The following is a 26746-nucleotide window of genomic DNA, read 5'->3' as shown; positions in this document are numbered from 1 at the left end:
CGGGTCGAGGGTTTCGGTCAGCGCGTCGTCGGCCCGGAAAACGCACGTCGGGCCGCGCGAATAGGGCACGCGATCTTCGGGGAAAAGCCCGATTGATCGTTTGCAAAGGGGCGTTTCCGTCGCTCGTATGGCGGCTCTTGACCCCATTCATGATGCAGAAGTGACGTATGAGATGCCCAATGTGACGGATAGCGAAATGGTCGACGATCTCGTCGCGGGGGTTCCGGGCAGAGCGGTGGACACCTCAACTGCTTCGATGCGAGGGCAAGTTCAGATGAGGGCGGAGGGCGGCCGCCGGTTATCGGTGTTCTCGGTCCCGAAGAGGGTGTTTTGTCGCCAGGTGTTCATCCGTGCTTCGTTTCACGTGAAACATGAGCGTGGTGCGGCCAGTTGGCACGGATCTTGCGGCCCCGCTTGCGCACATCACGTGGGGGAAACGAACAGGCAAGAGCTCGGTAAGAAGTAAGTCGCGCAGGTATCCGATTCGCGGATGCGTCCGTCTTCTCCGGTGACCATTGTCCTGAGCCGCCCGTTGTGCCTCGGGGGGCGGCCGGTGAGAAGGCAAGAACCCTTTCGAGGGTGACGGGAGATGTGGGCGCATGGGGCTGACCAGTCAGTCGCTCGAAATCACAGTGATCGTGCTGGCGGTGGTCTGTGTTGCCGCGACGGTGTGGCTCTGGCCCCGACTGTCGCGGAACGGGTGGCGTCACGTGGTGGGGAGGCTGGGGGCCATCGTGGTCACCCAGGTGTCGATCGTGGCAGCGCTCGCCCTCGCCGTGAACACGAACTTCGAGTTCTACGGCAACTGGGACGAGCTGCTGGGCAACAACGATCAGGCCCCGGCTTCGGTGAGCCAGGGGGACGGGCAGTACGCCACGGTCGGCAACATCAAGGGCGGGTTGATCCAGCCCGCCGGCCCCCAGGGGCTCGACCGGGTGACCGGACTGCCGAAGGGCCCGGTCGACAAGGTGGGCAAGATCGAGTCGGTGCGGATCATCGGCCGCCGCACCCGGGCCATCAACCCGGGCTTCGTCTATCTGCCGCCGCAGTACTTCCAGCAGCAGTTCCACCGCCAGCGGTTCCCCGTCATGGTCGTCATCAGCGGCTACCCGGGCGGGATCATGAACCTCGCGCAGCACCTGCAGATCCCGCAGAACGCCGGCCGGCTGATCGCGCAGGGCAAGATGCAGCCGACCGTGATCGTGATGGTGCGGCCGACGATCGCACCGCCGCGCGACACCGAGTGCGTGGACGTGCCGGGCGGCCCGCAGGCCGAGACGTTCTTCACCAAGGATCTGCCGGACGCCATGAAGTCCGCCTACCGGGTGGGCCACGACCCCAGCGCCTGGGGCGCGTTCGGATACTCCTCCGGTGGTACCTGCTCGCTCCAGCTGGCGATGCGCAACCCGCAGGCGTACACCTCCGCGGTCTCGCTCTCCGGTGACTACGCGATCAAGGACGACCTGACCACCGGCAGCCTCTTCGGCCCCGGTCCGACCGGCGCCCAGCGCCAGCACGAGCACGATCTGCTGTGGCGGTTGCAGCACCTGCCGGCGCCGCAGGTCTCCGCGCTGGTGGCCAGCAGCCGCCAGGGCGAGTCGGACTACGGCGACACCATGAAGTTCATCCACGCGGTGAAGCCGCCGATGCGGGTCGACTCGATCATCCTGCCCCGCGGCAGCCACCAGTTCGGGACCTGGCGCAGGGAGGTCGTGCCGGCCCTGGAGTGGCAGAGCCAGCAGCTGACGTTCCCGCAGGACACCGAGCCGAACGCGCCGCAGAAGCCGGCACCGGGCGGGGTGAAGGGCGCGACGAAGGGGCAGGCGCCGGCCGACGACCGGTCCCACAAGCGGGTGGAGGCGGAGCGCCCGCAGGGCTGAGGCGACCGCCGGCAGGGCGGTGACGTGCGCGAAGGGGGCACCGGGCAGGGTCCGGCGCCCCCTTCGTCATGCGGTCGCTCCCCGGGTGAGGACGCCGTTCCCGGCCCCGGCTCCGACCGCACCGTCCGGGCCGCGGGGCCCCGCCTCGACGGGACCTCGGCCCGTTCCGGCGAGTCCGGCTCACGGCCGGTAGACCATCCCCGGTTCCGGCTTCGCCGGGGAGAGCAGCTGCGACACCGTGACGACCGTGTAGCCGCGCTTCTTGAGCTCTTTGAGGATGCCGGGGACGGCGGGGACGGTGCCCTTGTAGATGTCGTGCAGCAGGATGATGCCGTCGCGCTTGGTCTGGTCGAGCACCCGCTTGGTGATCAGGTCCGAGTCGGTGGTCTGGTAGTCCTTCGCGGTCACGCTCCACAGGACCTGCGCCAGGCCGAGCTCCTTGCTGATCTTGGAGACCTCTTCGTCGGTCCGGCCCTGCGGCGGGCGCATCAGCGTGGGCGTCTTGCCGGTGATCTTGCGGACGTCCTCCTGGACCCGGGACAGTTCGCGCTTGGCCTCGTCCGGCTTTATGTCCGTGAGGATCTTGTGGGACCAGGTGTGGTTGGCCAGTTCGTGGCCCTCGGCGTCGATCCGCTTCACCTCGGCGGGGCGCTCGGCGACGTGGTTCTTGCCGAGCATGAAGAACGTGGCGTGGGCCTTGTTCTCCTTGAGGATGTCCAGCAGCCGGTTGGTGTTCTCGCTCGGGCCCGCGTCGAAGGTCAGCGCCACGCACTTGGCCTTGCGGCAGTCGACGGCACCGTCGCCGGCTCCGGCCTTCGCGTCCTGGGCCTTGGCGTCGGTCGCCGTGGCGTCGGCCCGTGCGTCGGCCGGTGCGGTGACGTCGTACGAGGCGCAGCCGCTGAGGGCCAGGGCCAGGGAGGCGGCCGTCAGCAGCCCGAGTACGGACGAGCGGCGGGTCGCGGATATCTGCTTCGGCATGCGGTGTCTTTCCTGGAGTCGTTCGCCGGTGAGCCGGCTGCTGTGGAGTTCTCGGCCGTCTTCCTCGGAGCCCTGCGCTCGCGGGCGGTGCCCGGAGCGTCCGCGTCCCGGTCTCCGGGCATGGCGAAGCGGACGCGAACGGACCGTGGTCCGGCGCGCCGATCGCCTTCCGAACGGACTCCCAGGACTATACATATGAGGTACACACCGCGTGTATAGAGGGGGAGGGGTCGTGGTGTGACGCTGGCAACAGCCCGATCGGGCGCACCCCGCGCGACACCCCACCGCACCCGCGGTGAACTGCTGCTGTGACCGCCCCGCCGGACGACTGCCTGGCCCGCAACGACTGGATCTGCGGCGACTACCTGAGCACCCGCCGCCAGATCCTGCTCGACGCGGTCGGCCAGCACGTGCAGTTGACCGTGGTCTCGGTGGGCCTCGGGCTGGTGATCGCCGTCCCGTTGGCGCTGCTGGCCCGCCGTCGACGTTGGACGGTCGGACCGGTCCTCGGCATCACCACCGTGCTCTACACGATCCCGTCGTTGGCGATGTTCTCGCTGCTGCTGCCGGTCTACGGCCTCTCCGCCACCCTCGTCGTGGTCGGCCTGGCCCTCTACTCCCTCACCCTGCTGGTCCGGAACATCCTCGCGGGCCTCGACGGCGTTCCGGCCGGTGCCACGGAGGCCGCCCGGGGCATGGGGTACGGGCCGATGCGGCAGTTGCTGACGGTGGAACTGCCGCTGGCGGTGCCCGCCGCGATGGCAGGACTGCGCATCGCCACGGTCTCCGCGGTCGCCCTGACCACCGTCGGCGCGATCGTCGGCTACGGCGGGTTGGGCAACCTCATCTACGCGGGCATGAACTCCTACTTCAAGGCGCAGGTGCTCACCGCTTCCGTGCTCTGCGTGCTCATCGCGGTCGCCTTCGACCTGCTGCTGCTCGGCCTGGAACGCCTGCTCACCCCGTGGCGGCGGGCCGGCCGCAGTCCGCGACCGGCCCGTGGGCGACGGCCGCTCACCGCCTCCGGACGGCGGACGTGAGCACCCCCGCCGCCGTCTGGTCCTGGCTGACCACCGCCGCCCACTGGTCGGGTGAGAACGGCATCGGGCACCGGCTCGCCGAGCACGCCGTCCTCACCTTCGCCTGCCTCGTCCTCAGCGCCCTCATCGCCCTGCCGATCGCACTGACGCTGGGGCATCTGGGCCGCGGGGGTGCCCTTGCGGTCAACCTCGCCAACGTCGGCCGTGCGGTGCCGACCTTCGCGGTCCTCGTCCTGCTCCTGCTGACCCCGATCGGGCGGCACGGGCAGTGGCCGACGGTCATCGCGCTGGTGCTGTTCGCCGTGCCGCCGCTGCTGACCAATGCCTACGTCGGGATGCGCGAGGTGGACCAGGACGTGGTCCGGGCCGCCCGGGGCATGGGGATGACCGGGATGCAGCTGGTGTGGCGGGTGGAGGCGCCGCTCGCCCTGCCGCTGGTGCTGACCGGGGTGCGGATCGCCGCCGTGCAGCTCGTCGCCACCGCCACGCTGGCCGCCCTGGTGGGCGGCGGCGGACTTGGCCGCATCATCACCGCCGGCTTCAACCTCGCCAGCACCCCGCAGGTGGTGGCGGGCGCGGTGGTGGTCGCGGTGTTCGCGTTGTTGATGGAGGCCGGCTTCGAGCTGGTCGAGCGGTTCGCCCCCGTGCGGGCCCGCGGGCGGACCAGGTGAGGGCGCGGCGTGCGCCCCTGCTCCGCCCGGTCCGGGGTGCGTTCGGTGCGTTGAGCGCCCTGACCGTCCTGTGCGGGCTGGTCTCCTGCGCCGGTGGGCCGTCGTTGGAACACCGCGGTGCGATCACCGCCCCGCCCGGCGACAGCCGCGATCTCGCCATCGGCTCGGCCGGTTTCACCGAGAGCGAGTTGCTGGCCCAGATGTACGCGGCGCTGCTGGGCCACGCGGGCTACCGCACCCAGGTCCTCACCGTCGGCAACCGCGAGCTGTACGAACCCGCGTTGGAGGCCGGCCAGATCGACGTCGTGCCGGAATTCGCCGCCACCTTCGCGGACTGGCTCAACGCCAAGGAGCACGGCCCCGAGGCCGCTCCCGTCGCCTCCCCCGACCTGGACGACACCATGACCGCCCTGCGCCGCCTCGCCGCCCCGCGGGGGCTGACCGTGCTCCCCGCGGGCCGGGCCGTCGACCAGAACGCCTTCGCGGTGCGTGCCTCCTATGCCGCAGAGCACCACCTGCGCACCCTCAGCGACCTGGGCCGCGCCAAGCTGCCGGTACGGCTGGCGGCGGGTGACGAGTGCGTCCAGCGGCCGTTCTGCGCGCCCGGCCTCCGGAAGACGTACGGCATCGACATCACCGCCGTGGACCCCAAGGGCGTCGGCACCACACCCGCGAAACAGGCGGTGCAGAACGGCCAGGACCAGATGGTGCTGACGACCAGCACGGACGCCACCCTCGACCAGTTCGGCCTCGTCGTCCTCGCCGACGACCGGAAACTCCAGAACGCCGACTACGTCGTCCCCGTCGTCAACCGCGGCCGGGCCGGCGGCGCCCGCCCGACCGCCGCCCTGAACCGCCTCAACCACGTGCTGACCACCGAAGACCTGGCCCGCCTCAACCAGCAGGTCGACAGCTGGCGTCGGCTCCCCGCCGACGTGGCCCACAACTACCTGGTCGCGAAAGGTCTGTTGAAGGGCTGATCGGGAGCGGGAGACGTTTCACGTGAAACACCCACCCGGGCCCGCCGTTTCACGTGAAACACCGCTCCTCGACCGCCGTTTCACGTGAAACACCCTGCGCCGCCCACCCTTCATTCGGTCGGGACCGAGTCCACCTCCGGCCGTCCCCGCGACACCCCACGTTCCTCCGGGGTGATGGTGCGGCGCAGTGCCTCGTGCAGGGCCGTCGGGGTCAGGACGCCCAAGAAGCGCCGACCGTCCAGCACCGCGATCCAACCGGCGTCGTGCTTCAGCATTTCGCTGAACGCCGCCTTGAGGGTTCCGGAGGCCGGGATCCACGCCTCCATCCGCCGCGCGTGGTCCGCCACGGTTCCCCCGGCACCCGCCAGACGCTCGGTGCCGACCCAGCCGTGCAGCGCCCCGTCGGCGTCCAGCACCACCGCCCAGCGCGCGCCTTCGGCCCGCAGTCGGGCCACCGCCTCCGCGGCCGGCTCGGCGAGCCGGGCGAACGGCGGGCGCTCCAGGTCGGCGCGGTCGATGGCGGTGACCGAGAGCTGCTTCAACGCCCGGTCGGCGCCGACGAATTCGGCGACGTAGGACGTGGCGGGGGCGCCCAGCACCCGCGCCGGGGTGTCGAACTGCTCGATCCGCCCGTCGCCGTAGACCGCGATCCGGTCGCCGAGCCGGATGGCCTCCTCGATGTCGTGGGTGACCAGCAGCACCGTCTTGTGCATGGTGGCCTGGAGCCGCAGGAACTCCTTCTGGAGGCGGTCCCGGACGACCGGGTCGACGGCGCCGAACGGCTCGTCCATCAGCAGCACCGGCGGATCGGCCGCCAGCGCGCGGGCCACCCCGACCCGCTGCCGCTGGCCACCGGAGAGCTGATCGGGGTACCGCGTGCCGTAGACGCCCGGATCCAGCCCGACCAGGTCGAGGAGTTCGGCGGCCCGCTCCCGCGCCTTGGCCCGCTTCCAACCGGTCAGGACCGGCACGGTCGCGGTGTTGTCGAGGACGGTGCGGTGCGGGAAGAGCCCGGTCTGCTGGATGACGTAGCCGATCCCGCGGCGCAGCCGGACCGGGTCGACACCGGACACGTCGGCGTCGTCGACGAAGATCCGTCCGCTCGTCGGGTCGATCAGCCGGTTCACCATCATCATCGTCGTCGTCTTGCCGCATCCGGACGGCCCGACCAAGGTGACCAGCTCGCCCTCGTCGACGTCGAACGAGAGGTCGTCGACAGCGGTGGTCCCGTCGGGATAGCGCTTGGTGACCGACTCGAACCGGATCATTGCGCCATTGAATCCCGCCGCCTGGGACCGGTCCCGTCATGCGGGCAATCGAGTGGGGAAACGGAACGGGGACGGGGGCCGTACGAGTTGCTTCCGGGGCACCGCCTCCCGTCCTGCCGCACCCGGCCCGGCCGGCGTGCTTACGATCCACTCCGGCCGCTCCTCGGAAGGGTGGAAGGGAACGCCACATGAGAGCCGTAGCAGTCAACGCCTTCGGTGCGGACCCGCAGCTCATGGAGCTGCCGCAGCCTGAGCCGGGGCCCGGTGAGGTTCTGGTGCGGCTGGCCGCCGCCGGGCTCAACCCCGTCGACTGGAAGCTCGCCGACGGCATGTTCGGGGAGGCCGTCCACGCCAAATTCCCGCTGGTCCTGGGGGCGGACGGGGCCGGTGAGGTGGTCGCGCTCGGTAGTGGTGTGCGGCGCTTCACCGTCGGGGATCCGGTGTTCGGCCAGTTCCAGCGGCCGGATCGGGGCGGCGGTTCGTACGCCGAATTCGCCGTGGCCAAGGAAGACGCCATCGCCCTGGCCGCCCGCAGCGTCACCTACGCCACCTCCGCCGCCGTCCCGACGGCCGGGATGACCGCGTACAACCTGGTCGAGGAGACCCGGATCGGCGACGGCCGGCAGGTTTTGATCGTGGGCGCCACCGGCGGGGTCGGCACCTTCGTGACCCAGATCGCGGCCGGTCGCGGCGCGGAGGTGATCGCCACCGCCCGTCCGGCCAAGGCGGAGTTGATGCGCACGCTGGGGGCCGCGGAGACCGTCGACCACACCGCGGGGTCGCTCGCCGACCAGGTCCTGGCGAGCCATCCGGACGGGGTGGACGTGCTGATCGACATGACCAGCGACGCGGCGGGGTTCGTCGAGCTGACCCGGACGGTGCGGGACGGCGGTGTGGCGGTCTCGCTGATCGGCTCCGCCGACGCCGACGTCCTCACCGAGCACAACCTGCGCGGCTTCAACTTCGTCAACCGCCCCTCTCCCCAGCTCCTGGAGATCCTCGCCGGGCACCTCGACGCGGGCCGCCTGACGGTCCTGGTGGGGCTCGAAGTCCCCTTGGAGGAGGCCCCCGGAGCCCTGGCGGCCAGCCGCACCGGACGGGCGCAGGGCAAGACGGTCCTGGCGATCTGAGGGCACCCGCCCCCGGTCCCGAGCGGGCCGTCAGCGCCGTTGGCGGTCCTCGGCGAGCCCGCGCCGGCCACCACGCCGCAGGCTCCGCACGCCGGGGCACGTCGCCCACCAGGGCACCGCGTCGGCTTGACGGGGCGCCGGCGCGGCGCGACGGAGGCGGACCGTCAGTGGGCCGGCGCCGGCCAGGGCGATGGTGACCGCCGCCGCGCCGACCGCGGTCCAGGCGCCGGAACGCAGGGAGGCGGTCAGGGCCTCGGTGTAGGCGTCGGCGGCGGGGCGCGGGACGGTGGTCGGCAGCGCGTCCAGGAGGCGGGTCCGCAGCAGCGCCAGTGCCGTGGTCAGGAGCGCGCAGGCCACCGCGCAGCCGGTCGCCGTGCAGATCAGCGCCCGGCGCCGACGTCGGGTCAGCAGCAGGCCGGTCAGCAGGCAGAGCCCGGCGGCCGGCGGCAGGAGCAGCGCACCGGTGCGTGCGGCCCGGAAGCCGGTCCGCAGGCGCGGCACGTCGGGGGACTTCAGCAGCACGATCGAGGCGCCGGTGGGCGGCACCCGGCGGACGATGTCGATGCCCAGCCCGTTGCCGGACAGCTGGTGCCGGACGCGCTCGATGACCGGTGACAGGTCGAGGGTGACGGGGGCGTCGCCGGAGGCGGTCAGCGTGCCGTCCAGGGTGCGGTGGGCGGTGCGGTGCACACCGGTCCACATCGCGGGAAAGGTGCGGCCGGTGACGACCTGGCGCACCTGTTTGTCGACGAACTCGCGGATGCCGCGGGTGAACTTCCGGCGCAGTGCCGGCCGTTCGGCGCGGGGCACCACCTTGAGCAGGCCGTCCAGCCGCACGTGCGGCATCACGCCGTCGGTGACGTCCCGGACGATGGCGTCCTGGACGGCGGGGTTCCCGGCGAGCGGGGCGACCGCGGCCACGTAGCGGTCGGTGTCGGTGAGCTCGGCGCGGGCCCAGAGGGCGGCCATGCTCAGCGGCAGCAACAGGGTTCCGACCAGCAGCAGCGCGGCGCCGACCAACGAGCGGGCCCGCTGCGGCCGTCGTGGCGGGCAGCGCGCCGCCGTCACCCGTCCGTCGGCGCGTGCGGGTGCACTCGCGGACATGCGTCCCGGTCCTTCCTGCGCCGGCGATGGCTGCCACCTCCAGGCAAGGCCGTACGCCGGTCGGCCGCGAGCCGGGCGGGTGCCAATGGGTGACCGCGCGGGCGAGCGAGCGTGCGATTGACTCGGCGCCGGGGCGGGGCCCGCGCGGTCCTCAGCCGGGTGCCTGCTCCTGGGACGCGCGGCGGTGGGCGGTCAGTGCCGGTGCGGGCCCGGGCGGTGGACGGGGCCGTGGGAGTCGTCGCAGTGGCTGCCGGAGGGGTGCTCGGGGGCGGGCCGCGGGCCCAGGGTCAGCAGCTCGTCCTCGTCCTGTTCGCCGAGGTGGTCGACCTGGAGCGTGGCGTGGGTGATGCCGTACTCGGTGCGCAGCAGCTCCTGAAGGCTGCGGCGGACCTTGTGGCAGTCGCCCGCCGGGGCGACCAGGATGTGCGCGGAGAGCGCGGGCTGCCCGGAGGTGATCTGCCAGATGTGCAGGTCGTGCACCTCGACGACCTGGTCGCCGGCGACCAGGTGATCGCCCAGCGCGTCCGGGTCGATGCCGGCCGGCGCCGCCTCCATGAAGATCCGGCCGGACTCCCGCACCAGCCCCGTGCCGGCCTTCAGCATCAGCGCGACGACGACGAGCGAGGCGATCGCGTCGGCCTGCTGGAAGCCGGTGGTCAGCACGACGAGACCGGAGATCGCGGTGGCGATGAAGCCGAACAGGTCGGTGAGGATGTGCTGGTAGGCGCCCTCGACGTTCAGGCTGGAGCGGTTGGCCTTCGACAGGAACCAGGTGCAGATCAGGTTCACCACCACACCGGACAGCGCGGTGACGACGACCAGCCCGCCGGTGACCTCGGGCGGCGAGATCAGCCGCTGGACCGCCTCGTAGGCCAGCCAGAGGGAGAGCACGAGCAGGGTGATGCCGTTGGCCTGTGCGGAGAGGATCTCGGCGCGCTTGAGGCCGTAGGTGTACCCGCCCCGTGCGGGTTTCGCGGCCAAGCGCATGGCGACCAGCGCCAGCACGATCGAGACCGCGTCGGTGAGCATGTGGGCGGCGTCCGAGATCAGCGCGAGTGACTGCGCCAGGAAGCCGATGACGACCTCGATCGCCATGTAGGCGGTGAGCAGGATCAGCGCGGCCCGCAGCCAGCGCCGATCGGCGTCCGGGGACACGGCATGGGTGTGGCTGTGCCCGCTGTGGGCGTGCTCGGACATGGGCGCGCTCCTTCTCCTGGCTCCACCTTGCTCCTCGAAGCGAAGCAAACCGCACTTCGGCAAAAGATCCAAAGGCTGCACCGGTGACCGTTGTCATTACCGTCAAACGGGCTATCGTGCCTGGTCAGAGCGGTGCGCCGGAGAGGCGTGAGCGGACGGACACGGTCCGGTCCGGCCGGGTCCGCGCAGCGGTTGTCGCTCGTTTCACGTGAAACGAGCTGCCGGGTGCCCGCGGCCGTCAGGCGGCCCGTGCACGGCCCGCGGCGACGGGGTGCAGCGCCGCGTACTCCAGCGGCGCCGACGGATCGATGGACACGTCGAGCGGGGCCGGTGCGGCGCCGGCCCGAACGAGCAGGTCGCCGACGGCCGCGATCATCGCGCCGTTGTCCGTGCACAGCCCCAGCGGCGGGACCCGCAGGGTGATGCCGGCAGCGGCACAGCGCTCCTCGGCCAGCGCGCGCACCCGGGAGTTGGCCGCCACGCCGCCGACCACCACGAGCGTGCCGACGCCGTGCTCGGTGCAGGCGGCGACCGCCTTGCGGGTCAGCACGTCGGCGACGGCCTCTTGCAGCGCGGCCGCGCCATCGGCGACCGGCAGCGGACGGCCCGCGGCGCGGTGGGTCTCCGCCCAGCGCGCCGCCGCCGTCTTCAACCCCGAGAAGGAGAACGCGAACCGCTTCTCGGGCGGGCCCGTGGTGAGCGGGCGGGGAAAGTGGACAGCGCGCGGATCCCCCTCGCGCGCTGTCCGGTCAATGGCCGGACCGCCGGGGTAGGGCAGTCCGAAGACCCGCGCGACCTTGTCGAAGCACTCGCCGGCGGCGTCGTCCACCGTGTCGCCGAGGTGCACGAGCGGGTCGCGGGCCAGGTCCCGTACGAGCAGCAGCGACGTGTGCCCGCCGGAGACGATCAACACCACACAGGGGTCGGGCAGCGGCCCGTGCGCGAGGGTGTCGGCGGCGACGTGGCCGGCCAGGTGGTGGACGCCGTAGAGCGGGACGCCCAGCGCGTACGCCAGCCCTTTGGCCCCGGCGAGACCCACCTGAAGCGCGCCGGAGAGTCCCGGTCCGGTGGTCACCGCCACCGCCCCGATGTCGGACGCCCGCAGCCCCGCGTCGGCGAGCGCGCTGCGCACGACGGGCGTCAGCGCGTGCAGGTGCGCCCGGGCGGCGATCTCCGGCACCACTCCGCCGAACCGCGCGTGCTCCGCCATGCTCGACGCGACGGTGTGCCCGAGCAGGCGCCCGTCCCGGACCAGGCCGGCGCCCGTCTCGTCGCAGGACGATTCGATGCCCAGCACCACCGGCGAGCCCATGGGCCGCACTCCTTCCGCGTCGCGTTCCGTGCTTGGACAGTCTTAGCAAGTAATTGCAAACAATGTGCAAGAAGGGTGGGGGTGGGTGCACCGGAGCGTGCCGGGGGACGTGCGCCCTCCCCGGGAGCCGGCGCCGCCGGGCCGGTCAGTAAAGTTCGGCACCCGTCCCCCGCTCGCCCCGTGACCTCCGTTCGGTCCCTTCGCGCCCCGAGGTGCCCCGCAGTGACTCCCCCGCTCCCGCTCTCCGTCGTAGGCATCGGGGCCGATGGCTGGGAGGGACTGTCGCCGGCCGCGCGGCGGGAACTGGCCGCGGCCGAGGTGCTGATCGGCGGGGCGCGCCAGTTGGCGCTGCTGCCCGCGGAGTGCGCCGGGGAGCGGGAGCCGTGGCCCTCGCCGCTGCGTCCCGCCGTGCCCGGGCTGCTCGCCGCGCACGCCGGGCGCCGGGTCTGCGTGCTGGCCAGCGGGGACCCGATGTTCTACGGCGTCGGCCGGACCCTGACCGAGGTGATGGCGCAGGACGCGACGGTGCGGCGGCCGCTGCACGTGCTGCCGCATCCGTCGTCCGTGGCGTACGCCTGCGCGCGCCTGGGCTGGGCTGTGGAGGACACCGAGGTCGTCACGCTGGTCGGCCGGCCGGTGGAGAACCTCGTGCGGGCGCTGCACGACGGACGGCGGGTCCTGGTGCTGTCCGCCGGGCCGGCGACGCCCGGTGAGGTCGCGGCGCTGCTGCGGGAACGGGGCTTCGGCCCGACCCGGATGCGGGTGCTCGAACAACTCGGCGGCGCCCGCGAGCGGGTGGTCGAGGGCCGGGCGGAGCGCTGGGACGCGCCCGCCGGCGATCCGCTCAACGTGCTCGCCCTGGACTGTGTGCGGGCGCCGGACGCGCTCCGGCTGCCGGTCGTGCCCGGCCTCCCCGACGAGGCGTACGCGCACGACGGCCAGTTGACCAAGCGTCATGTCCGGGCCGCCACCCTGGCCGCGCTGGCCCCCGCGCCCGGCGAACTCCTCTGGGACATCGGCGGAGGGTCCGGCTCCATCGCCGTCGAATGGCTGCGCGCGCACCGCAGTTGCCGGGCGGTCAGCGTCGAACGGGACGTCGCACGGGCGGCCCGGATCGACCGCAACGCACGGGCGCTCGGCGTCCCGGCGCTGCGCGTGGTGCAGGGGGCCGCGCCCGCCGCACTGGTCGGCCTGCCGACGCCGGACGCGGTGTTCATCGGCGGCGGACTGACCGTCCCCGGCCTGTTGGACGCCTGCTGGGCGGCGCTGCCCCCGGGCGGCCGGATCGTCGCGAACACCGTGACGCTGGAGTCCGAGGCGCTGCTCACGCAGTGGTACCGGCGGCACGGCGGCGAACTGGTGCGGCTCGCGGTCGCCCACGCGGTGCCGGTCGGCGGCTTCACGGGCTGGCGGCAGGCGATGCCGGTCACCCAGTGGTCGGCGGCCAAGCCCGCGTCGTCCGACGCGCCGGAGCCCGGCCCGCAGGAGGCCGCCGCGCCGCCCCGCTTCCAGGACCCCTCGTAACCTCCCCAGGAGACCGACAGCCATGACCGTCCACTTCATCGGCGCGGGCCCCGGCGCCGCCGACCTGATCACCCTGCGCGGCGCCCGCACCCTCGCCTCCTGCGGGGTCTGCCTCTACGCGGGAAGCCTGGTGCCGCGCGAACTGCTCGCCGAGTGCCCGCCGGGCGCCCGCCTGATCGACACCGCGCACCTGGACCTGGACGCGATCACGGCGGAGCTGGTCCGCGCCCACGAGGAGGGCCAGGACGTGGCCCGGCTGCACTCCGGCGACCCGTCGGTGTTCAGTGCGGTGGCCGAGCAGATGCGGCGTCTGGACGCGGCGGGGGTGCCGTACGAAGTGGTGCCCGGAGTGCCCGCGTTCGCCGCGGCGGCCGCCGCGCTCAAGCGCGAACTGACGGTGCCCACCGTCGGCCAGACCGTCATCCTCACCCGCGTCGCCCAGCGCGCCACCCCCATGCCCGACGGCGAGGACCTGGCCACCTTGGGGCGCAGCGGTGCGCTGCTGGTGCTGCACCTCGCCGCGATGTACGTGGACCGGGTCGTCGACGAACTCCTGCCGCACTACGGTGCCGACTGCCCGGCGGCCGTCGTGGCGATGGCCTCCCGGCCCGACGAACTCGTGCTGCGCGGCACGCTCGGCGACATCGCCGACCAGGTGAAGGAGGCGGGCGTGGTCCGGACCGCCGTGATCATGGTCGGCCGCACGCTGGGCGCCGAGCAGTTCCGCGACAGCCACCTCTACTCGTCGGAGCGCGAGCGGCCGCACGCGCCCTGCGACGGCGGTGCCTGAGACAACGTCAAACACGCCGTGCGGCACACCTGTACGGCTGAATTGTATGACCGCATCGGGGTGAATGTCTGTTTTTCTGTACGCGGAGGTCGGTAAGGAAGCAGCGAAACCCAGGGGGGTTGACGCAAAGGAGCACGCCAGGATGCGTACCAGAATGGCCGCCACCGCGGTCGTCGCCGCGACCGTGCTGACCCTCACCGGCAGCACCGTCGCCACCGCCAGCGGCAAGGACACCCCGCGCCGGTCGAAGGACAGTCCCGTCAAGATGGCCGCCTGTGCCCTGGGCAGCGCGCTGGGCGCGCTGACCGGAGGGGACGACAGCTGCCTGCGGGAGCGGATGGACCACGCACGCGAGATGGCGGCGCGCAAGGCCCTTGAAGAGCGCCGTCGGTCCGAAGCGGGCCGCGAGGACGAGCGCGGCCGTTACGACGGCATGGGCCGTGAGGAAGGGCTCAGCCGCGGGGAGACGCTGCCGCGGATGTGACGAGGGGCTGCACGGCGGGGCGTCGGATCCCGGCCATCGGGCCGGGGCGAGTTTCACGTGAAACATCCGGCGCCAGTCGCGCTAGCCTCCCGGCCCCCGCGACTCCGCCCGGCCCACCACCAGCCCCGCCCGATCGATACAGATGACGTCGACGGCGACCGGCGCACCCCGCAATACGGCCAGTGACGCGTCCCGTGCCGTGGCCGCCACCAGGTCGCCGAGGGGAACGCCGGCCGCCGCGCACAACTGGAGCGCGGCGAGGCCGGTGTTGGCCTCGGACACCGCCTCCGCCAGCGCCTCGTCGGCGCCGCCCTGCCGCGCCAGTGCGGCGAGGAAGCCCTTGTCCACCTGGGACCGTGCCGAGTGCAGGTCCAGGTGACCGGCCGCCAGTTTCGACAGCTTGGCGAAGCCGCCGCAGATCGTCAGCCGGTCGACGGGATGGCGGCGGACGTACTTGAGCACCGCCCCCGCGAAGTCCCCCATGTCCAGCAGCGCGTCCTCCGGCAGGTGGTGCAGGGCGACGGCGACCTTCTCCGACGTCGAGCCGGTGCACCCGGCGACGTGCCGTCGGCCCGCGGCGCGGGCCACGTCCACTCCGCGCCGGATCGAGTCGATCCACGCCGAGCAGGAGTACGGCACGACGATCCCGGTCGTCCCCAGGATCGACAGGCCGCCCAGGATGCCGAGGCGCGGGTTCCAGGTGCTGCGGGCGATCTCCTCGCCGTGGTCGACGGAGATCTCCACCTCGACGTCCGCGGTCGCACCGCTGCCGGCGTGCTCCCGCGCGACGCGCGCCAGATGCTCCCGGATCATCTGCCGCGGCACGGGATTGATGGCGGGTTCGCCGACGTCCAGCGGCAGTCCGGGGCGGGTGACCGTCCCGACGCCCGGGCCGGCCGCGAAGACCACGCCGCTGCCGGCCGGCAGCGCCCGTACCGTGGCCCGCACCAACGCGCCGTGCGTCACGTCGGGATCGTCCCCGGCGTCCTTGACCACCCCGGCCATGGCGGTCGCCGGCCCCGCCCCCGCACCGGTCAACTCCTCCACCGCGAGCGCGAAGGACGGCGTCTGCCCCTTCGGCAGCGTGATCGTCACCGGGTCCGGGAACTCCCCGCGCAACAGCGCCGTGTACGCGGCCGTGCTGGCGGCCGTGGCGCACGCCCCCGTCGTCCAGCCGTGCCGCAGCCCGGTGTGCGCGAGCTGTGCGCTGCGCCCTCCCGTACCCTTCGGTTGCGTTTCACCCACGGAGGAACCCACCACCCATGCCGACCCCACCCGTCCACGAACCCGTCCGCCGGGTGCTGATCCTCGGCGGCACCACGGAGGCCCGCCGCCTCGCCGCCGCCCTGGCGACGGAGCCGGGGGTGCGGGTGACGACCTCGCTGGCCGGCCGGGTGGCGGCTCCCCGGCTGCCGGCCGGCGACGTGCGCATCGGCGGGTTCGGCGGCCCGGAGGGCCTCGCCCGCTGGTTGCGCGAGCACGCGGTGGACGCGCTCATCGACGCCACCCATCCTTTCGCCGACACGATCAGTTTCAACGCGGCTCGGGCCGCCGCCACCGCCCATGTTCCCCTGCTGGCCCTCCGCCGCCCCGGTTGGGACGCGCAGCCCGGGGACGTCTGGCACCCGGTCCGCTCCCTCACCGAGGCCGCCGCCGTCCTGCCCGCCCTCGGTGACCGGATCTTCCTCACCACCGGCCGGATGGGCCTCGCCCACTTCGCCCACCTCACGGACCCGTGGTTCCTGGTCCGCTCGGTGGACGCCCCCGAGCCGCCGCACCCGCCCCGGATGACGACGCTCCTGGACCGCGGCCCGTTCACCCTCGAAGGCGAACGGGAACTGCTCCACCGGCACCGCATCGACGTGCTGGTGACGAAGGACAGCGGCGCCGCGGCGACCGCCCCCAAGCTGGCGGCCGCACGCGAGGCCGGGGTGCCGGTGGTGATCGTCCGGCGCCCGCCGGTCCCGGACGGCGTGCCGGTGGCCGCCGAGCCGGACGCGGCGGTGGACTGGGTGCGCACGCTCCTGGGCTGACGCCGTTGTCGGCGGTCAGCGCTCGGGGTACCTGCGCGGCGTCCAGACCACCTCCGCGTCGTCCCCGCGCCGGACCCGCCGGGTCTGGGACGAGCCGACGAGCAGGATGGTGCGCATGTCGACCTGGGTGGGGTCGAGGTCGGTGAGCCGCACGGTGCGGAGCGACTCCTCGGGGCCGCCCACGTCGCGGGCGAGGATGACCGGGGTGTCCGGCGCGCGGTGCTCCAACAGGACGTCCCGGGCCTTCGCCACCTGCCAGGTGCGGCTGCGGGAACCGGGGTTGTAGAGCGCCAGCGCCAGGTCGGCGGAGGCCGCCGCGCGCAGCCGCTCGGCGATCACCTCCCAGGGCTTGAGGCGATCGGAGAGCGAGAGCACCGCGTAGTCGTGGCCCAAGGGGGCGCCGGCGCGGGCGGCGGCGGCGTTGGCGGCCGTGACGCCCGGCAGCACGCGCACCGGAACGGAGCGGTAGGGCTCCTCCGACGCCACTTCCAGGACCGCCGTGGCCATGGCGAAGATGCCGGGGTCGCCGCCGGAGACCACCGCCACCCGGCGGCCGTGGCGGGCCAGGTCCAGGGCGAATTCGGCGCGTTCCGACTCGACCTTGTTGTCCGAGGGGTGCCGGCGCTGACCGGGGCGTACCGGGACGCGGTCCAGGTACGTGGTGTAGCCGACGAGGTCGTCGGCGGCGGCGAGGGCGCCGCGGGACTCCGGGGTGAGCCAGCGCGGACCGGCCGGGCCGGTGCCGACCACGACCACCTCGCCGCGGTCCGCGGCCACCGGCTCCGGCTCCTCCGCGGCGGTGGCGATGCGGCTGGGCACCACCGCGACGGAGAAGTACGGCACGGAGTCGGCATCGACGTCGCAGAACGCGCCGGTGCGCTCCCCGGCCATGGTGGCGCGCTCGACGTAGCGGGCCTCGGTGAGCCGGCCGGAGCGCTCCAGCGCACGACGGACACCGGGGAAGGTGCGCCCGAGCTTCATCACGACGGCGGAGTCGGTGGCGCTCAGACGCGCCGTCAGCTCCTCCTCGGACAGGGTGCCGGGCAGCACGGTCAGCACCTCGTCGGCCTCGGTGAGCGGGGTGCCCAGGCGGGCCGCGGCGGCACTGATGGAGGTGACGCCGGGGATGACCTCGGTCGGATAGCGGTGGGCCAGCCGCTTGTGCATGTGCTGGTACGAGCCGTAGAAGAACGGGTCGCCCTCGGAGATCACCGCGACGGTGCGGCCGGCGTCCAGGTGGGCCGCGAGCCGCGCCGCCGCCGCTTCGTAGAACTCGTCCAGGGCCCCGCGGTAGCCGCCGGGGTGGTCGGTCGACTCGGTGGTGACCGGATAGACCAGGGCTTCCTCGACGTGGTCCGGGCGGATGTGCTGCGCCGCGATGGAGCGCGCGATCGACCGGCCGTGCCGGGCGCTGTGGTAGGCCACCACGTCGGCTTGGGCGATGACCTCCACCGCCCGCACGGTCATCAGGGACGGGTCGCCGGGGCCGAGGCCGACGCCGTAGAGGTGGCCGCTGGGCCGCTCCGGGGACTGCGCGGCCGACGGGTCCGTCGTGCCACTGCTCGCCTGCTGCTCGCTCACGCCTACTCTTCCTCGCTCGCCAGGGCGTTGATCGCGGCCGCGGCCATGGCACTGCCGCCGCGCCGCCCGCGCACCACGATGTGATCCAGCTTCGACGGGTGGTCGATCAACGCGTCCTTGGATTCGGCCGCGCCTATGAAGCCGACCGGGATGCCGAGGACCGCGGCGGGGCGGGGCGCCCCCTCCTCGATCATTTCGAGGAAGCGGAAGAGCGCGGTGGGTGCGTTGCCGAAGGCGACGACGGCGCCCTCCATCCGGTCCCGCCACAGTTCGAGGGCGGCAGCGCTGCGCGTGGTGCCCATCCGGGCGGCGAGCTCCGGGACCGACGGGTCGCCGAGGGGGCACAGCACCTCGTTGTCCGCCGGCAGCCGCTTGCGGGTCACCCCGCTGGCAACCATCGTGGCGTCGCACAGGATCGGCGCACCGGCCCGCAGTGCGGTGCGCGCACTGGCCACGACGCCCGGGGTGAAGGCCAGGTCGCGGACGAGATCGACCATGCCGCAGGCGTGGATCATCCGGACCGCGACCCGGCTGGCGTCGGCGGGCAGTGCGGAGAGATCCGCCTCGGCGCGGATGGTGGCGAAGGACTGGCGGTAGATGGCCGCCCCGTCCTTTTCGTAGTCGAACGCGGTCACTGGGGCCTCGGGGTGGTGGGTTGAGGGGTGGAAGAGGGCGGGGCAGCCGGAGGGGCGCCGGATGCGCTCGGCGTTTCACGTGAAACGACGCCCCGCCGGGGTGTTTCACGTGAAACGGTGCCCGGCCCGGGTGTTTCACGTGAAACCGGCGGCCGGGCAAGGGACTTGGGAGGCACCGAGGTGGTCCGATAGCCGTCGGGCGTCGCCAGTACGTCGACCCAGGCACCGTGCGGATGGCCGCACCGCCGCTCGCAGCCCGACCAGTGGACGGGCAGCCCACCAGGCGCACCCGAACCGTCCGCCGGAACCGTTCCGCCCCCGGCGAGCACGCCCGCCGCATCGCTCCGCACGTCGGTACGGGACTTGGCGCAGCCGGGCAGGCCGGTGCAGGCCGTCACCCGGCGCCAGGGGGATGCCGGGTCGGTGATCAGGCCGGCGGCGCCGAGTTCGCGCAGCCGCCGGGACGCCGCCGCGCAGGCCAGGCCGGGGACGACGATGCCGCGCCACGGCGTGAGGCGCAGTGCGCCGGCGCCGTCCTCGGCGGCGATCCCGGTCAGCAGCCGCCACTGGGCCGCGGTCAGCCGGCCGAGCGGCGCCAGGACCGCCAGCGCCCGGCGACCGTCGGGCCCCTCGACCGGGCCGGGGGCGGTGGCGTCGGCGAAGGGCGCGGCCGGCCCCGGGGCCAGGGCGTCCCAACGCTCCACGTGCTCCGCGGCGATGCCCGCGGCCCGCAGCGCACGCTGCACCTCCTGGGCGGTCAGCGGTCGTGCGGCGGGCAGCTCACGGATACGCCAGGCGCCGCCGCCGCGCTCCGCGGCGGCGGTCAGGAAGACCTCGGCGGCTATCAGGGCCGCCCGCGGGACGTCGTCCGCCGCGATCCGCAGCGCCGCCCGGTCGTCGCCGACCCGGAGCAGCGCTCCCCACCCGGACGCGGCGCCCGGCGCGTACCCGGCGGCCGGCGGGTCCTGCCGGCCGGATTCTGCGAGCAAGGTCACATCGCCGCCCAGGCCGGCCACGTCGCCCCGACCGTCGTCGAGGACGAACAGGAAGCGGCCCGAAAGTCCCGTCGCGGCGTCGCTCGCGCAGAGCAGCGCGTCCAGGCTCCGGGCCCACAACCGCACGTCGGCGGGGGTGTGCCGGTCCAGTCCGGCCAGCGGAGAGGCCAGCACGTTGCGGATCCGCTCATGGCGTACGGAGGGCAGCAGCCCGGCGTCGGCGAGGAGGTCGGCGAGGTGCCGGCCACAGTCGTCGGGCAGGCCGCGCAGTTCGACGTTGCCGCGGGAGGTGAGCGAGAGGTGCCCGTCGCCGAGGCGTTCCGCGGCGTCCGCCAGAGCCGTGGCCTGGCGGACCGTCAAGTCCCCGGCGGGAAGCCGCACTCGGGCCAGGTTCCCGTCGGCTGCGGAGTGCAGCCGCAGCGCTCCCGGGCAGGCGTCACCGCGGTCCCGAACGGGCGGTTCGGCCCGGTCGGGGCGTGGTGCAGGGGAGGGCGGCATGGCGGCGAGCATACCTACGTCGGTTTCGCCCGGAACCGTGGCGAGGGGGCGTGGAGGGCGGCTCCGAAAGGCCCGCTCCCGCGGTCCGGCCGCAGCCCTTACTATGCAGGTCGGCGGGTCGGCTGACCCGCCGGACGCCAGCGACGGCGCCAAGGGAGGAAGCCCGGTGAGAATCCGGCGCGGTCCCGCCACTGTGAACCCGGCCACCGCCGGGTGAGCCAGGAACTCCCGCCGTCCATACGACCACCCGGGGCGTGGACACCCCGAGGAAGGGCTGCGCCGTGATCCTGCTGCTGTCGACGTCCGACACCGATCTGCTCAGCGCACGGGCGGCCACCGGCCCCGTGCCGTACCGGCTCGCCAACCCCGCCCGACTCGACGTCGCCGAACTCCCCGGACTTCTCGAGGGCACCGACCTCGTCGTCGTCCGGCTGCTCGGCGGCATCCGCGCCTGGCAGGACGGCCTGGACGTGCTGCTGGCCGCGGACCAGCACCGCCCGGTCGTCGTGCTCACCGGCGAACAGGCCCCCGACGCCCAGCTCATGGAGGCGTCCACGGTTCCGGTCGGCATCGCGGCCGAGGCGCACGCCTACCTCGCGCACGGCGGTCCGGCCAACCTCTCCCAGCTGGCCTGCTTCCTCAGCGACACCGTCCTGCTCAGCGGCCACGGCTTCGAGCCGCCCGCGGCCGCCCCGTCCTGGGGCCCGCTGGAGCGTCCGGCGTCGGAGGCGGCCGGCCCGACCGTGGCGGTGCTCTACTACCGCGCCCACCACATGAGCGGCAACACCCGCTTCATCCACGACCTGTGCGACCAGGTCGAGCGCGCCGGCGGCCGTTCGCTGCCGCTGTACGTCGCGTCGCTGCGGGCCCCCGAGCCGGAGCTGATCGAGGAGCTGCGCGCCGCCGACGTCATCGTCACCACCGTGCTGGCCGCGGGCGGCACCAAGCCCGCCGAAGCCTCCGCGGGCGGCGACGACGAGTCCTGGGACGCGGGTGCGCTGACCGCCCTGGACGTGCCGATCCTGCAGGCGCTCTGCCTGACCGGGGCGCGCGCGGCCTGGGAGGAGAACGACGAGGGCGTCTCCCCGCTCGACGCCGCCTCGCAGATCGCCGTGCCGGAGTTCGACGGGCGCCTGATCACCGTGCCGTTCTCGTTCAAGGAGATCGACGAGGACGGGCTGCCGGTGTACGTCGCCGACGCCGAGCGCGCCGCCCGGGTCGCCGGCATCGCCGTCCGGCACGCCCGGCTGCGCCACATCCCGGCCGCCGAGAAGCGGCTGGCGCTGGTGCTGTCGGCGTACCCCACCAAGCACTCCCGGATCGGCAACGCGGTCGGTCTGGACACCCCGGCGAGCGCCGTCGCGCTGCTGCGCCGCCTTCAGGCCGAGGGCTACGACTTCGGCACCGAGCCGGTGCCCGGCCTCGCGTCCGGCGACGGCGACGAGTTGATCTACGCCCTCATCGAGGCCGGCGGCCACGACCAGGAGTGGCTGACCGAGGAGCAGTTGGCCCGCAACCCGGTCCGCATCCCGGCCGCCGACTACCGCCGCTGGTACGCCACGCTGCCGCAGGAGCTGCGGGAGTCGGTGGAGGAGCACTGGGGCCCGCCGCCGGGCGAGATGTTCCTCGACCGCAGCCGCAACCCCGAGGGCGACATCGTGCTGGCCGCCCTGCGCCGCGGCAACCTGCTGATACTGATCCAGCCGCCGCGCGGCTTCGGCGAGAACCCGATCGCGATCTACCACGACCCCGATCTGCCGCCCTCGCACCACTACTTGGCGGCCTACCGCTGGATCGCCGCCCCCACCGCCGACGGCGGGTTCGGCGCCGACGCCATGGTTCACCTCGGCAAGCACGGCAACCTGGAGTGGCTGCCCGGCAAGAACGCCGGCCTCTCCGCCGCCTGCGGTCCGGACGCGGCGCTCGGCGACCTGCCGCTCGTCTACCCGTTCCTGGTCAACGACCCGGGCGAGGGCACCCAGGCCAAGCGGCGGGTGCATGCCACGCTCGTCGACCACCTGGTGCCGCCGATGGCCCGCGCGGACTCCTACGGTGACATCGCCCGGCTCGAGCAGCTGCTCGACGAGTACGCGGCGATCTCCTCGATGGACCCGGCGAAGCTGCCCGCCATCCGCGCGCAGATCTGGACGCTGATCCAGGCCGCCAAGCTCGACCACGACCTGGGCCTGGACGAACGCCCGGACGACGACGGCTTCGACGACTTCCTGCTGCACGTCGACGGCTGGCTCTGCGAGGTCAAGGACGCGCAGATCCGCGACGGCCTGCACGTCCTGGGCGCCGCCCCGGTCGGTGCGGCCCGGGTCAACCTCGTGCTGGCCATCCTGCGCGCCCGGCAGATCTGGGGCGGCACCTCCGCGCTGCCCGGGCTGCGCGAGGCGCTCGGCCTGGACGAGTCGGCCGCGACCCGCACCGCCGCCGACGAAGTCGAGGCTCTCGCCCGGGGCCTGGTCCAGGCCATGGAGGACGCGGAGTGGGACCCGGCCGCGGTGGCCCGGGTCGCCGAGGGGCACCCGACCGCGGTCGCGGACGTCCTCGACTTCGCCGCCCGGCAGGTCGTCCCGCGACTGGCCGGCACCACGGCCGAGGTCGACCACGCGGTGCACGCCCTGAACGGCGGGTTCGTGCCGGCCGGCCCGTCCGGCTCGCCGCTGCGCGGCCTGGTCAACGTCCTGCCGACCGGCCGCAACTTCTACTCCGTCGACCCCAAGGCCGTCCCGTCGCGGCTGGCCTGGGAGACCGGGCAGGCCCTCGCCGATTCGCTGCTGACCCGCTACCGCGAGGACAACGGCGACTGGCCGGAGTCGGTCGGCCTGTCCCTGTGGGGCACCAGCGCGATGCGCACCTCCGGCGACGATGTGGCGGAGGCGCTGGCGCTGCTGGGCGTCCGCCCCGTCTGGGACGACGCCTCGCGCCGGGTGACCGGTCTGGAGGCCGTCGACCTCGACGAGCTGGGCCGCCCCCGGATCGACGTCACCCTGCGCATCAGCGGTTTCTTCCGGGACGCGTTCCCGCACGTCATCGGCCTGCTCGACGACGCGGTGCGGCTCGCGGCCGGCCTCGACGAGCCCGCCGACCGCAACTTCGTCCGGGCCCACGCCCAGGCGGACCTCGCCGCGCACGGCGACGAACGGCGGGCCACCACCCGGATCTTCGGCTCCCGTCCCGGCACGTACGGCGCGGGCCTGCTCCAGCTCATCGACTCCCGCGACTGGCGCACCGACGCCGACCTCGCCGAGGTCTACACCGTCTGGGGCGGCTACGCCTACGGGCGCGGGCTGGAGGGGCGTCCGGCCCGGGAGGAGATGGAGACCGCCTACAAGCGCATCGCGGTGGCCGCCAAGAACACCGACACCCGCGAGCACGACATCGCCGACTCCGACGACTACTTCCAGTACCACGGCGGCATGGTCGCCACCGTCAAGGCGCTCAAGGGCAAGGCGCCCGAGGCGTACATCGGCGACTCGACCCGCCCCGAGACGGTCCGCACCAGGACGCTGGTGGAGGAGACCTCCCGGGTCTTCCGGGCCCGGGTCGTCAACCCCCGCTGGATCGAGGCGATGCGCCGCCACGGCTACAAGGGCGCCTTCGAACTCGCCGCCACCGTGGACTACTTGTTCGGCTACGACGCCACGACCGGGGTCGTCGCCGACTGGATGTACGACAAGCTCGCCCAGACCTACGTCCTGGACCCGGAGAACCGCGCGTTCCTCCAGGAGGCGAACCCCTGGGCGCTGCACGGCATCGCCGAGCGCCTCCTGGAGGCGGAGTCCCGCGGCATGTGGGAGAAGCCGGACGCGGAGACGCTGGCCGCGCTGCGCGAGGCGTTCCTGGAGACCGAGGGCGAGCTGGAGGGCGAGGACTGACGGCTCGGGGGCGTGACGGAGGGGCGGTGTTTCACGTGAAACACCGCCCCGGCCTCCCTCCGCCCCGCGGAGGCCCTCCCCTCAACCCACCGGCCACACAAGCCGTTTGGCGAAGTGCAGCCACGCGGCCAGGGCCACCAGGACCGCGGTCGCCCCGCCCAGCACCATCACCACCGCGGGGGACGTGCGGTCCACCACCATCCCGCCGGCCAGCGCGCCGAGCGACAGCGTCGCCTGGAACGACGCGGTGAACAGCACCGAGGCCGCCTCGGGCGCCCCGGGCGCCGCCTTGGCGAACCAGGTCTGCGAGGCGACCGGCACCGCGCCGTACGCGAGGCCCCAGACCACCAGCAGGACCAGTGCACCGACCGGTTCCCGACCGAGGACCGGTAGCAGCAGCGTGGCCAGGGCCAGGAGCCCGGCCGCGGTCCCGAAGACGGTGCGCGGACGCCGCGCCACCACGGCACCGCCGACGAAGTTCCCCACGACTCCGGCGACGCCGTAGACCAGCAGGAACAGGGTCACCGTCGCGGCGCTGGCGAGATGCGTGGTCCGTTCCAGGAACGGCGTCACGTAGGTGTACGCGCCGAAGTGCGCCAGCACGATCAGGAACGTCATCAGCAGCGCGAACCGCGTGTGCACCCCGCGCAGCGTGCCGCGCAGCAGCGCCGGGCTGGTGGCGCGCACCGCCGGCAGCGGCGGCAGCACCAGGGCGGTCAACACCCACACCCCCACCGCCAGTGCGCCGACCGCGGCGCAGGCGGTCCGCCAGCCGGCCAGATCGCCGAGGAAGGTGCCGGCGGGTACCCCGATCACCGAGCCCAGCGGCACCGCGGAGAAGATCACGGCGGTGGCCCGGCCCGCCGAAGCCGCCGGTACCAGCCGCTCGGCGAGCCCGACCCCGATCGACCAGAACCCGCCGATGACGACGCCGACCAGGACCCGGGACAGCAGCACCAGCCAGTAGACCGGAGCGGCCGCGGCCGTGAAGTTCGCCAGGGCCAGCAGGGCGACGAGGCCGCACAGCATCAGCCGCCGGTCGAACCGGGCGGTCGCCATCGTCACCGTCGGCGCCGCGCAGGCGGCGAGGAACCCGGGGAGCGTCATCATCAGCCCCGCGGTGCCGTCGGAGACGCCGAAGTCCGCCCCGATCCGGGTCAGCAGGCCGATCGGGAGGATCTCGGTGGTGACGATGGTGAAGATGCCGAGGGTCACCGCCAGCACGGCGAGCCGGCCCTTGAGCGGCGCACGGCCGGCCGGCGCCGGGGGCGCCGCGCTCCTCAACTCCGGTGGGGCCGTGGGCCGGTGCGGGCCTCGGGCGGGGGTGGTGCGGGGGCTGCCGGTGGTCGTCATGGTGTCCGTCCTGAGAGGCGACCGGTTGCGGTGCCCTCAGTCCAGCAGCCGCCGGCCCGACGGTCCGGCACCTTTCCGACGTGGTGGTTCCGCCGCCGCGGAAGCCCGCCGGTGGGCGCTCAGCCCTTGGCCGTCCCGGCGTGGATCTCCCCGTTGTCGGTGGTCAGGTCGAGCCGGTAGCGGCTCGCCGGATCGTTGCGGACCCCGATCCGCTTCGCGCCGTTGGAGGTCTGCGCGGACACCCGGAACGGGGCGTCCGGCACGGTCACCGACACCGCGCCGTTGGAGGTCTTCGCCCGGACGTCCTGCGGTTTCGTCGCGGTGAGCGTGATCTCGCCGTTGGAGGTCTCGGCCGTGATGCCGGTGCCCGCCAGGCCCTTTCCGGTGATCGCGCCGTCGGTGGTGCGGACGTCCACCGCGCCGGACACCCCGTCCAGGTCGATCGCGCCGTTGCTGCTGGTCACCCGCACCGCGGCCACCCTGGACAGGTGGAGCGCGCCGTTGGAGGTGCCGCCGGTCACCGGCACCGTGCCGGGCAGGTCGACGGTGTACGTCACCGAGCAGTGCTCGCCGCAGCCGCCGAGCACCAGGGTGCCGCCCTCGACCCGGTGCGTCGGCCCCTTCGGCCGGTCGCCCCGGTAGGTGACCTCGCGGTGCACGCTGGCCGTGCTCCCGCCCGCGCCGCCGCGCACCGTCACGCCGCCGTCGTAGGTGTCCACCCGCACCGCCGTGATCTTCTGCGCCACCGTGGCGTCGTCGGAGAAGGTCTCGCCGACCACGAGGCCGCACGCGCCGAGCGCCAGTGCCCCGGCCGCGGCGAGTGCCGCGGCGCCGGTGAAGCGGACGTGCCTGCGCATGAAATCCCCCCGGAATTGGGTCTGTTCGCGGCTCCGGGCTGGCCCGTCGCCCCGTGGTCCGGGCCCGCGCCACGGCCTGCCGGCCGCCCGCACCGGGCCCCCTGCCACCGACCCTAGGCACTCCCCGCCCGTCCGACCATGGGGCTGTCCCCCGGGTCCCGGCGGGGGCGGACCTCCGGGTGCGGCCCCCGGGCGCCGGTGCGACGCTGGGTGTGGGGGCGCTTCCGCCGCGGCATGAGGAGGCTTCCGGTGACCGGCACGGGCAAGGGTACGAACGCGAAGACGTGGCGCGCCGAGATCGACATCGTCGAATCCGGCAGCGAGGTCCGGGCCGAGGCCCGGCTGCGCGGTAAGGACGGCGGGCAGCTCATCGGCGAGGGGTCCGCCCGGTGCAATCCGGCGGACGAGAACGTCCCCGCCATCGGGGACGAGTTGGCGACGGCCCGGGCGCTGTCCGACCTGAGCCACCAGTTGCTCAGCCGCGCCGCGCACGACATCGAGGTACACACGGCCCGCCCCGTCGAGCGACTGCACGCCTGAGGGCCCCGTGCG

22 protein-coding genes and 1 riboswitch are annotated in these 26746 nt (G+C 73.6%); of the genes, 11 read left to right on the top strand and 11 right to left on the bottom strand.

Annotated features, from left to right (window positions below):
* Nucleotides 1-599 precede the first annotated feature (599 nt).
* Entirely contained in the window at nt 600-1880 is a 1281-nt protein-coding gene (locus tag ABD385_RS10115; protein ID WP_344574757.1) for an alpha/beta hydrolase, read from the top strand.
* A gap of 180 nt (nt 1881-2060) precedes the next feature.
* Here the strand turns inward: ABD385_RS10115 and ABD385_RS10110 are convergent, their stop codons facing one another.
* Entirely contained in the window at nt 2061-2858 is a 798-nt protein-coding gene (locus tag ABD385_RS10110) for a polysaccharide deacetylase family protein (RefSeq protein ID WP_344574756.1), read from the bottom strand.
* A gap of 308 nt (nt 2859-3166) precedes the next feature.
* Between ABD385_RS10110 and ABD385_RS10105 the strand changes: the two genes are divergently transcribed.
* Genes ABD385_RS10105 through ABD385_RS10095 form a run of 3 tightly spaced genes read left to right on the top strand, consistent with a single transcriptional unit; the run spans nt 3167 to nt 5549 of the window.
* A complete protein-coding gene (locus tag ABD385_RS10105; RefSeq protein ID WP_344574755.1) occupies nt 3167-3898 on the top strand; it encodes an ABC transporter permease in 732 nt (243 codons plus the stop codon).
* Nucleotides 3895-4569, top strand: a complete 675-nt coding sequence (locus tag ABD385_RS10100; protein ID WP_344574754.1) for an ABC transporter permease — start codon at nt 3895-3897, stop codon at nt 4567-4569. Before ABD385_RS10105 ends, ABD385_RS10100 begins: the two co-directional genes overlap by 4 nt.
* Nucleotides 4570-4619: 50 nt before the next feature.
* Nucleotides 4620-5549: an ABC transporter substrate-binding protein gene (locus ABD385_RS10095; protein ID WP_344574753.1), complete on the top strand. Its 930-nt coding sequence runs from the start codon at nt 4620-4622 to the stop codon at nt 5547-5549.
* A gap of 110 nt (nt 5550-5659) precedes the next feature.
* Here the strand turns inward: ABD385_RS10095 and ABD385_RS10090 are convergent, their stop codons facing one another.
* Entirely contained in the window at nt 5660-6817 is a 1158-nt protein-coding gene (locus ABD385_RS10090; RefSeq protein ID WP_344574752.1) for an ABC transporter ATP-binding protein, read from the bottom strand.
* Between the two features lie 188 nt (nt 6818-7005).
* On the opposite strand from ABD385_RS10090, the gene ABD385_RS10085 reads away from it, so the two are divergent.
* The gene (locus ABD385_RS10085; RefSeq protein ID WP_344574750.1) at nt 7006-7947 is read left to right on the top strand and encodes an NADP-dependent oxidoreductase; all 942 of its coding nucleotides are present in this window, start codon (nt 7006-7008) and stop codon (nt 7945-7947) included.
* Nucleotides 7948-7977: 30 nt separating this feature from the next.
* Here ABD385_RS10085 and ABD385_RS10080 read toward each other — a convergent pair whose 3' ends face one another.
* From ABD385_RS10080 to tsaD, 3 genes are all read right to left on the bottom strand, one after another.
* Nucleotides 7978-9051 (bottom strand): hypothetical protein, encoded by a 1074-nt coding sequence (locus tag ABD385_RS10080; protein ID WP_344574749.1) that lies wholly within the window; start codon nt 9049-9051, stop codon nt 7978-7980.
* A gap of 192 nt (nt 9052-9243) precedes the next feature.
* Complete coding sequence (locus ABD385_RS10075; RefSeq protein ID WP_344574748.1) at nt 9244-10248, bottom strand: cation diffusion facilitator family transporter; 1005 nt, start codon at nt 10246-10248, stop codon at nt 9244-9246.
* A 238-nt stretch (nt 10249-10486) separates the two neighbouring features.
* Nucleotides 10487-11560 (bottom strand): tRNA (adenosine(37)-N6)-threonylcarbamoyltransferase complex transferase subunit TsaD, encoded by a 1074-nt coding sequence (gene tsaD, locus ABD385_RS10070; protein ID WP_344574747.1) that lies wholly within the window; start codon nt 11558-11560, stop codon nt 10487-10489.
* A 222-nt stretch (nt 11561-11782) separates the two neighbouring features.
* Here tsaD and cbiE point away from each other — a divergent pair, with 222 nt between their 5' ends.
* The 3 genes from cbiE (at nt 11783) to ABD385_RS10055 (ending at nt 14358) form a co-directional block, all read left to right on the top strand.
* On the top strand, nt 11783-13084 hold the full coding sequence (gene cbiE / locus ABD385_RS10065; protein WP_344574746.1) for a precorrin-6y C5,15-methyltransferase (decarboxylating) subunit CbiE: 1302 nt from the start codon (nt 11783-11785) through the stop codon (nt 13082-13084).
* A gap of 22 nt (nt 13085-13106) precedes the next feature.
* The gene (gene cobM / locus ABD385_RS10060; protein WP_344574745.1) at nt 13107-13874 is read left to right on the top strand and encodes a precorrin-4 C(11)-methyltransferase; all 768 of its coding nucleotides are present in this window, start codon (nt 13107-13109) and stop codon (nt 13872-13874) included.
* 142 nt (nt 13875-14016) lie between these two features.
* Entirely contained in the window at nt 14017-14358 is a 342-nt protein-coding gene (locus ABD385_RS10055) for a hypothetical protein (protein ID WP_344574744.1), read from the top strand.
* Between the two features lie 81 nt (nt 14359-14439).
* Here ABD385_RS10055 and ABD385_RS10050 read toward each other — a convergent pair whose 3' ends face one another.
* The gene (locus tag ABD385_RS10050) at nt 14440-15603 is read right to left on the bottom strand and encodes a cobalt-precorrin-5B (C(1))-methyltransferase (RefSeq protein WP_344574743.1); all 1164 of its coding nucleotides are present in this window, start codon (nt 15601-15603) and stop codon (nt 14440-14442) included.
* A gap of 17 nt (nt 15604-15620) precedes the next feature.
* On the opposite strand from ABD385_RS10050, the gene ABD385_RS10045 reads away from it, so the two are divergent.
* A complete protein-coding gene (locus ABD385_RS10045; RefSeq protein ID WP_344574742.1) occupies nt 15621-16391 on the top strand; it encodes a cobalt-precorrin-6A reductase in 771 nt (256 codons plus the stop codon).
* A 15-nt stretch (nt 16392-16406) separates the two neighbouring features.
* Here ABD385_RS10045 and ABD385_RS10040 read toward each other — a convergent pair whose 3' ends face one another.
* Genes ABD385_RS10040 through cobG form a run of 3 tightly spaced genes read right to left on the bottom strand, consistent with a single transcriptional unit; the run spans nt 16407 to nt 20112 of the window.
* Nucleotides 16407-17972 (bottom strand): precorrin-2 C(20)-methyltransferase, encoded by a 1566-nt coding sequence (locus tag ABD385_RS10040; protein ID WP_344574741.1) that lies wholly within the window; start codon nt 17970-17972, stop codon nt 16407-16409.
* A 2-nt stretch (nt 17973-17974) separates the two neighbouring features.
* Nucleotides 17975-18607 carry a precorrin-8X methylmutase gene (locus ABD385_RS10035; protein WP_344574740.1) on the bottom strand — a complete coding sequence of 211 codons (633 nt, stop codon included), beginning with the start codon at nt 18605-18607 and terminating at the stop codon, nt 17975-17977.
* Nucleotides 18604-20112 carry a precorrin-3B synthase gene (cobG, locus tag ABD385_RS10030; RefSeq protein WP_344574739.1) on the bottom strand — a complete coding sequence of 503 codons (1509 nt, stop codon included), beginning with the start codon at nt 20110-20112 and terminating at the stop codon, nt 18604-18606. The genes ABD385_RS10035 and cobG overlap by 4 nt, the downstream gene beginning before the upstream one ends.
* Before the next feature lie 85 nt (nt 20113-20197).
* Nucleotides 20198-20347, top strand: a riboswitch (cobalamin riboswitch).
* A gap of 34 nt (nt 20348-20381) precedes the next feature.
* Between cobG and cobN the strand changes: the two genes are divergently transcribed.
* A complete protein-coding gene (gene cobN / locus ABD385_RS10025; RefSeq protein ID WP_344575023.1) occupies nt 20382-23984 on the top strand; it encodes a cobaltochelatase subunit CobN in 3603 nt (1200 codons plus the stop codon).
* Between the two features lie 81 nt (nt 23985-24065).
* On the opposite strand, the gene ABD385_RS10020 is transcribed toward cobN, so the two are convergent.
* On the bottom strand, nt 24066-25337 hold the full coding sequence (locus ABD385_RS10020; protein ID WP_344574738.1) for an MFS transporter: 1272 nt from the start codon (nt 25335-25337) through the stop codon (nt 24066-24068).
* 119 nt (nt 25338-25456) lie between these two features.
* Nucleotides 25457-26194 carry a DUF4097 family beta strand repeat-containing protein gene (locus tag ABD385_RS10015; RefSeq protein WP_344574736.1) on the bottom strand — a complete coding sequence of 246 codons (738 nt, stop codon included), beginning with the start codon at nt 26192-26194 and terminating at the stop codon, nt 25457-25459.
* 249 nt (nt 26195-26443) lie between these two features.
* Between ABD385_RS10015 and ABD385_RS10010 the strand changes: the two genes are divergently transcribed.
* Nucleotides 26444-26734 carry a DUF1876 domain-containing protein gene (locus tag ABD385_RS10010; RefSeq protein ID WP_344574735.1) on the top strand — a complete coding sequence of 97 codons (291 nt, stop codon included), beginning with the start codon at nt 26444-26446 and terminating at the stop codon, nt 26732-26734.
* Nucleotides 26735-26746: the final 12 nt, after the last annotated feature.

The sequence above is a fragment of the Streptomyces lunalinharesii genome (genome assembly GCF_039532155.1).
In the GTDB taxonomy this organism is placed as follows: domain Bacteria; phylum Actinomycetota; class Actinomycetes; order Streptomycetales; family Streptomycetaceae; genus Streptomyces; species Streptomyces lunalinharesii.
The sequence above is the reverse complement of the archived record's forward strand: the minus strand, read 5'-3'. Positions and strand labels throughout refer to the sequence as shown.

Bases quoted from the DNA above. Each gene is read 5' to 3' on its own strand.
- cobG (WP_344574739.1), bottom strand. From the start codon at position 20,112: ATGCTCGCCGCCATGCCGCCCTCCCCTGCACCACGCCCCGACCGGGCC.
- tsaD (WP_344574747.1), bottom strand. From the start codon at position 11,560: ATGGGCTCGCCGGTGGTGCTGGGCATCGAATCGTCCTGCGACGAGACG.
- ABD385_RS10015 (WP_344574736.1), bottom strand. From the start codon at position 26,194: ATGCGCAGGCACGTCCGCTTCACCGGCGCCGCGGCACTCGCCGCGGCC.
- ABD385_RS10045 (WP_344574742.1), top strand. From the start codon at position 15,621: ATGCCGACCCCACCCGTCCACGAACCCGTCCGCCGGGTGCTGATCCTC.
- ABD385_RS10090 (WP_344574752.1), bottom strand. From the start codon at position 6,817: ATGATCCGGTTCGAGTCGGTCACCAAGCGCTATCCCGACGGGACCACC.
- ABD385_RS10055 (WP_344574744.1), top strand. From the start codon at position 14,017: ATGCGTACCAGAATGGCCGCCACCGCGGTCGTCGCCGCGACCGTGCTG.
- cobM (WP_344574745.1), top strand. From the start codon at position 13,107: ATGACCGTCCACTTCATCGGCGCGGGCCCCGGCGCCGCCGACCTGATC.
- ABD385_RS10020 (WP_344574738.1), bottom strand. From the start codon at position 25,337: ATGACGACCACCGGCAGCCCCCGCACCACCCCCGCCCGAGGCCCGCAC.
- ABD385_RS10085 (WP_344574750.1), top strand. From the start codon at position 7,006: ATGAGAGCCGTAGCAGTCAACGCCTTCGGTGCGGACCCGCAGCTCATG.
- ABD385_RS10115 (WP_344574757.1), top strand. From the start codon at position 600: ATGGGGCTGACCAGTCAGTCGCTCGAAATCACAGTGATCGTGCTGGCG.
- ABD385_RS10110 (WP_344574756.1), bottom strand. From the start codon at position 2,858: ATGCCGAAGCAGATATCCGCGACCCGCCGCTCGTCCGTACTCGGGCTG.
- ABD385_RS10080 (WP_344574749.1), bottom strand. From the start codon at position 9,051: ATGTCCGCGAGTGCACCCGCACGCGCCGACGGACGGGTGACGGCGGCG.
- ABD385_RS10075 (WP_344574748.1), bottom strand. From the start codon at position 10,248: ATGTCCGAGCACGCCCACAGCGGGCACAGCCACACCCATGCCGTGTCC.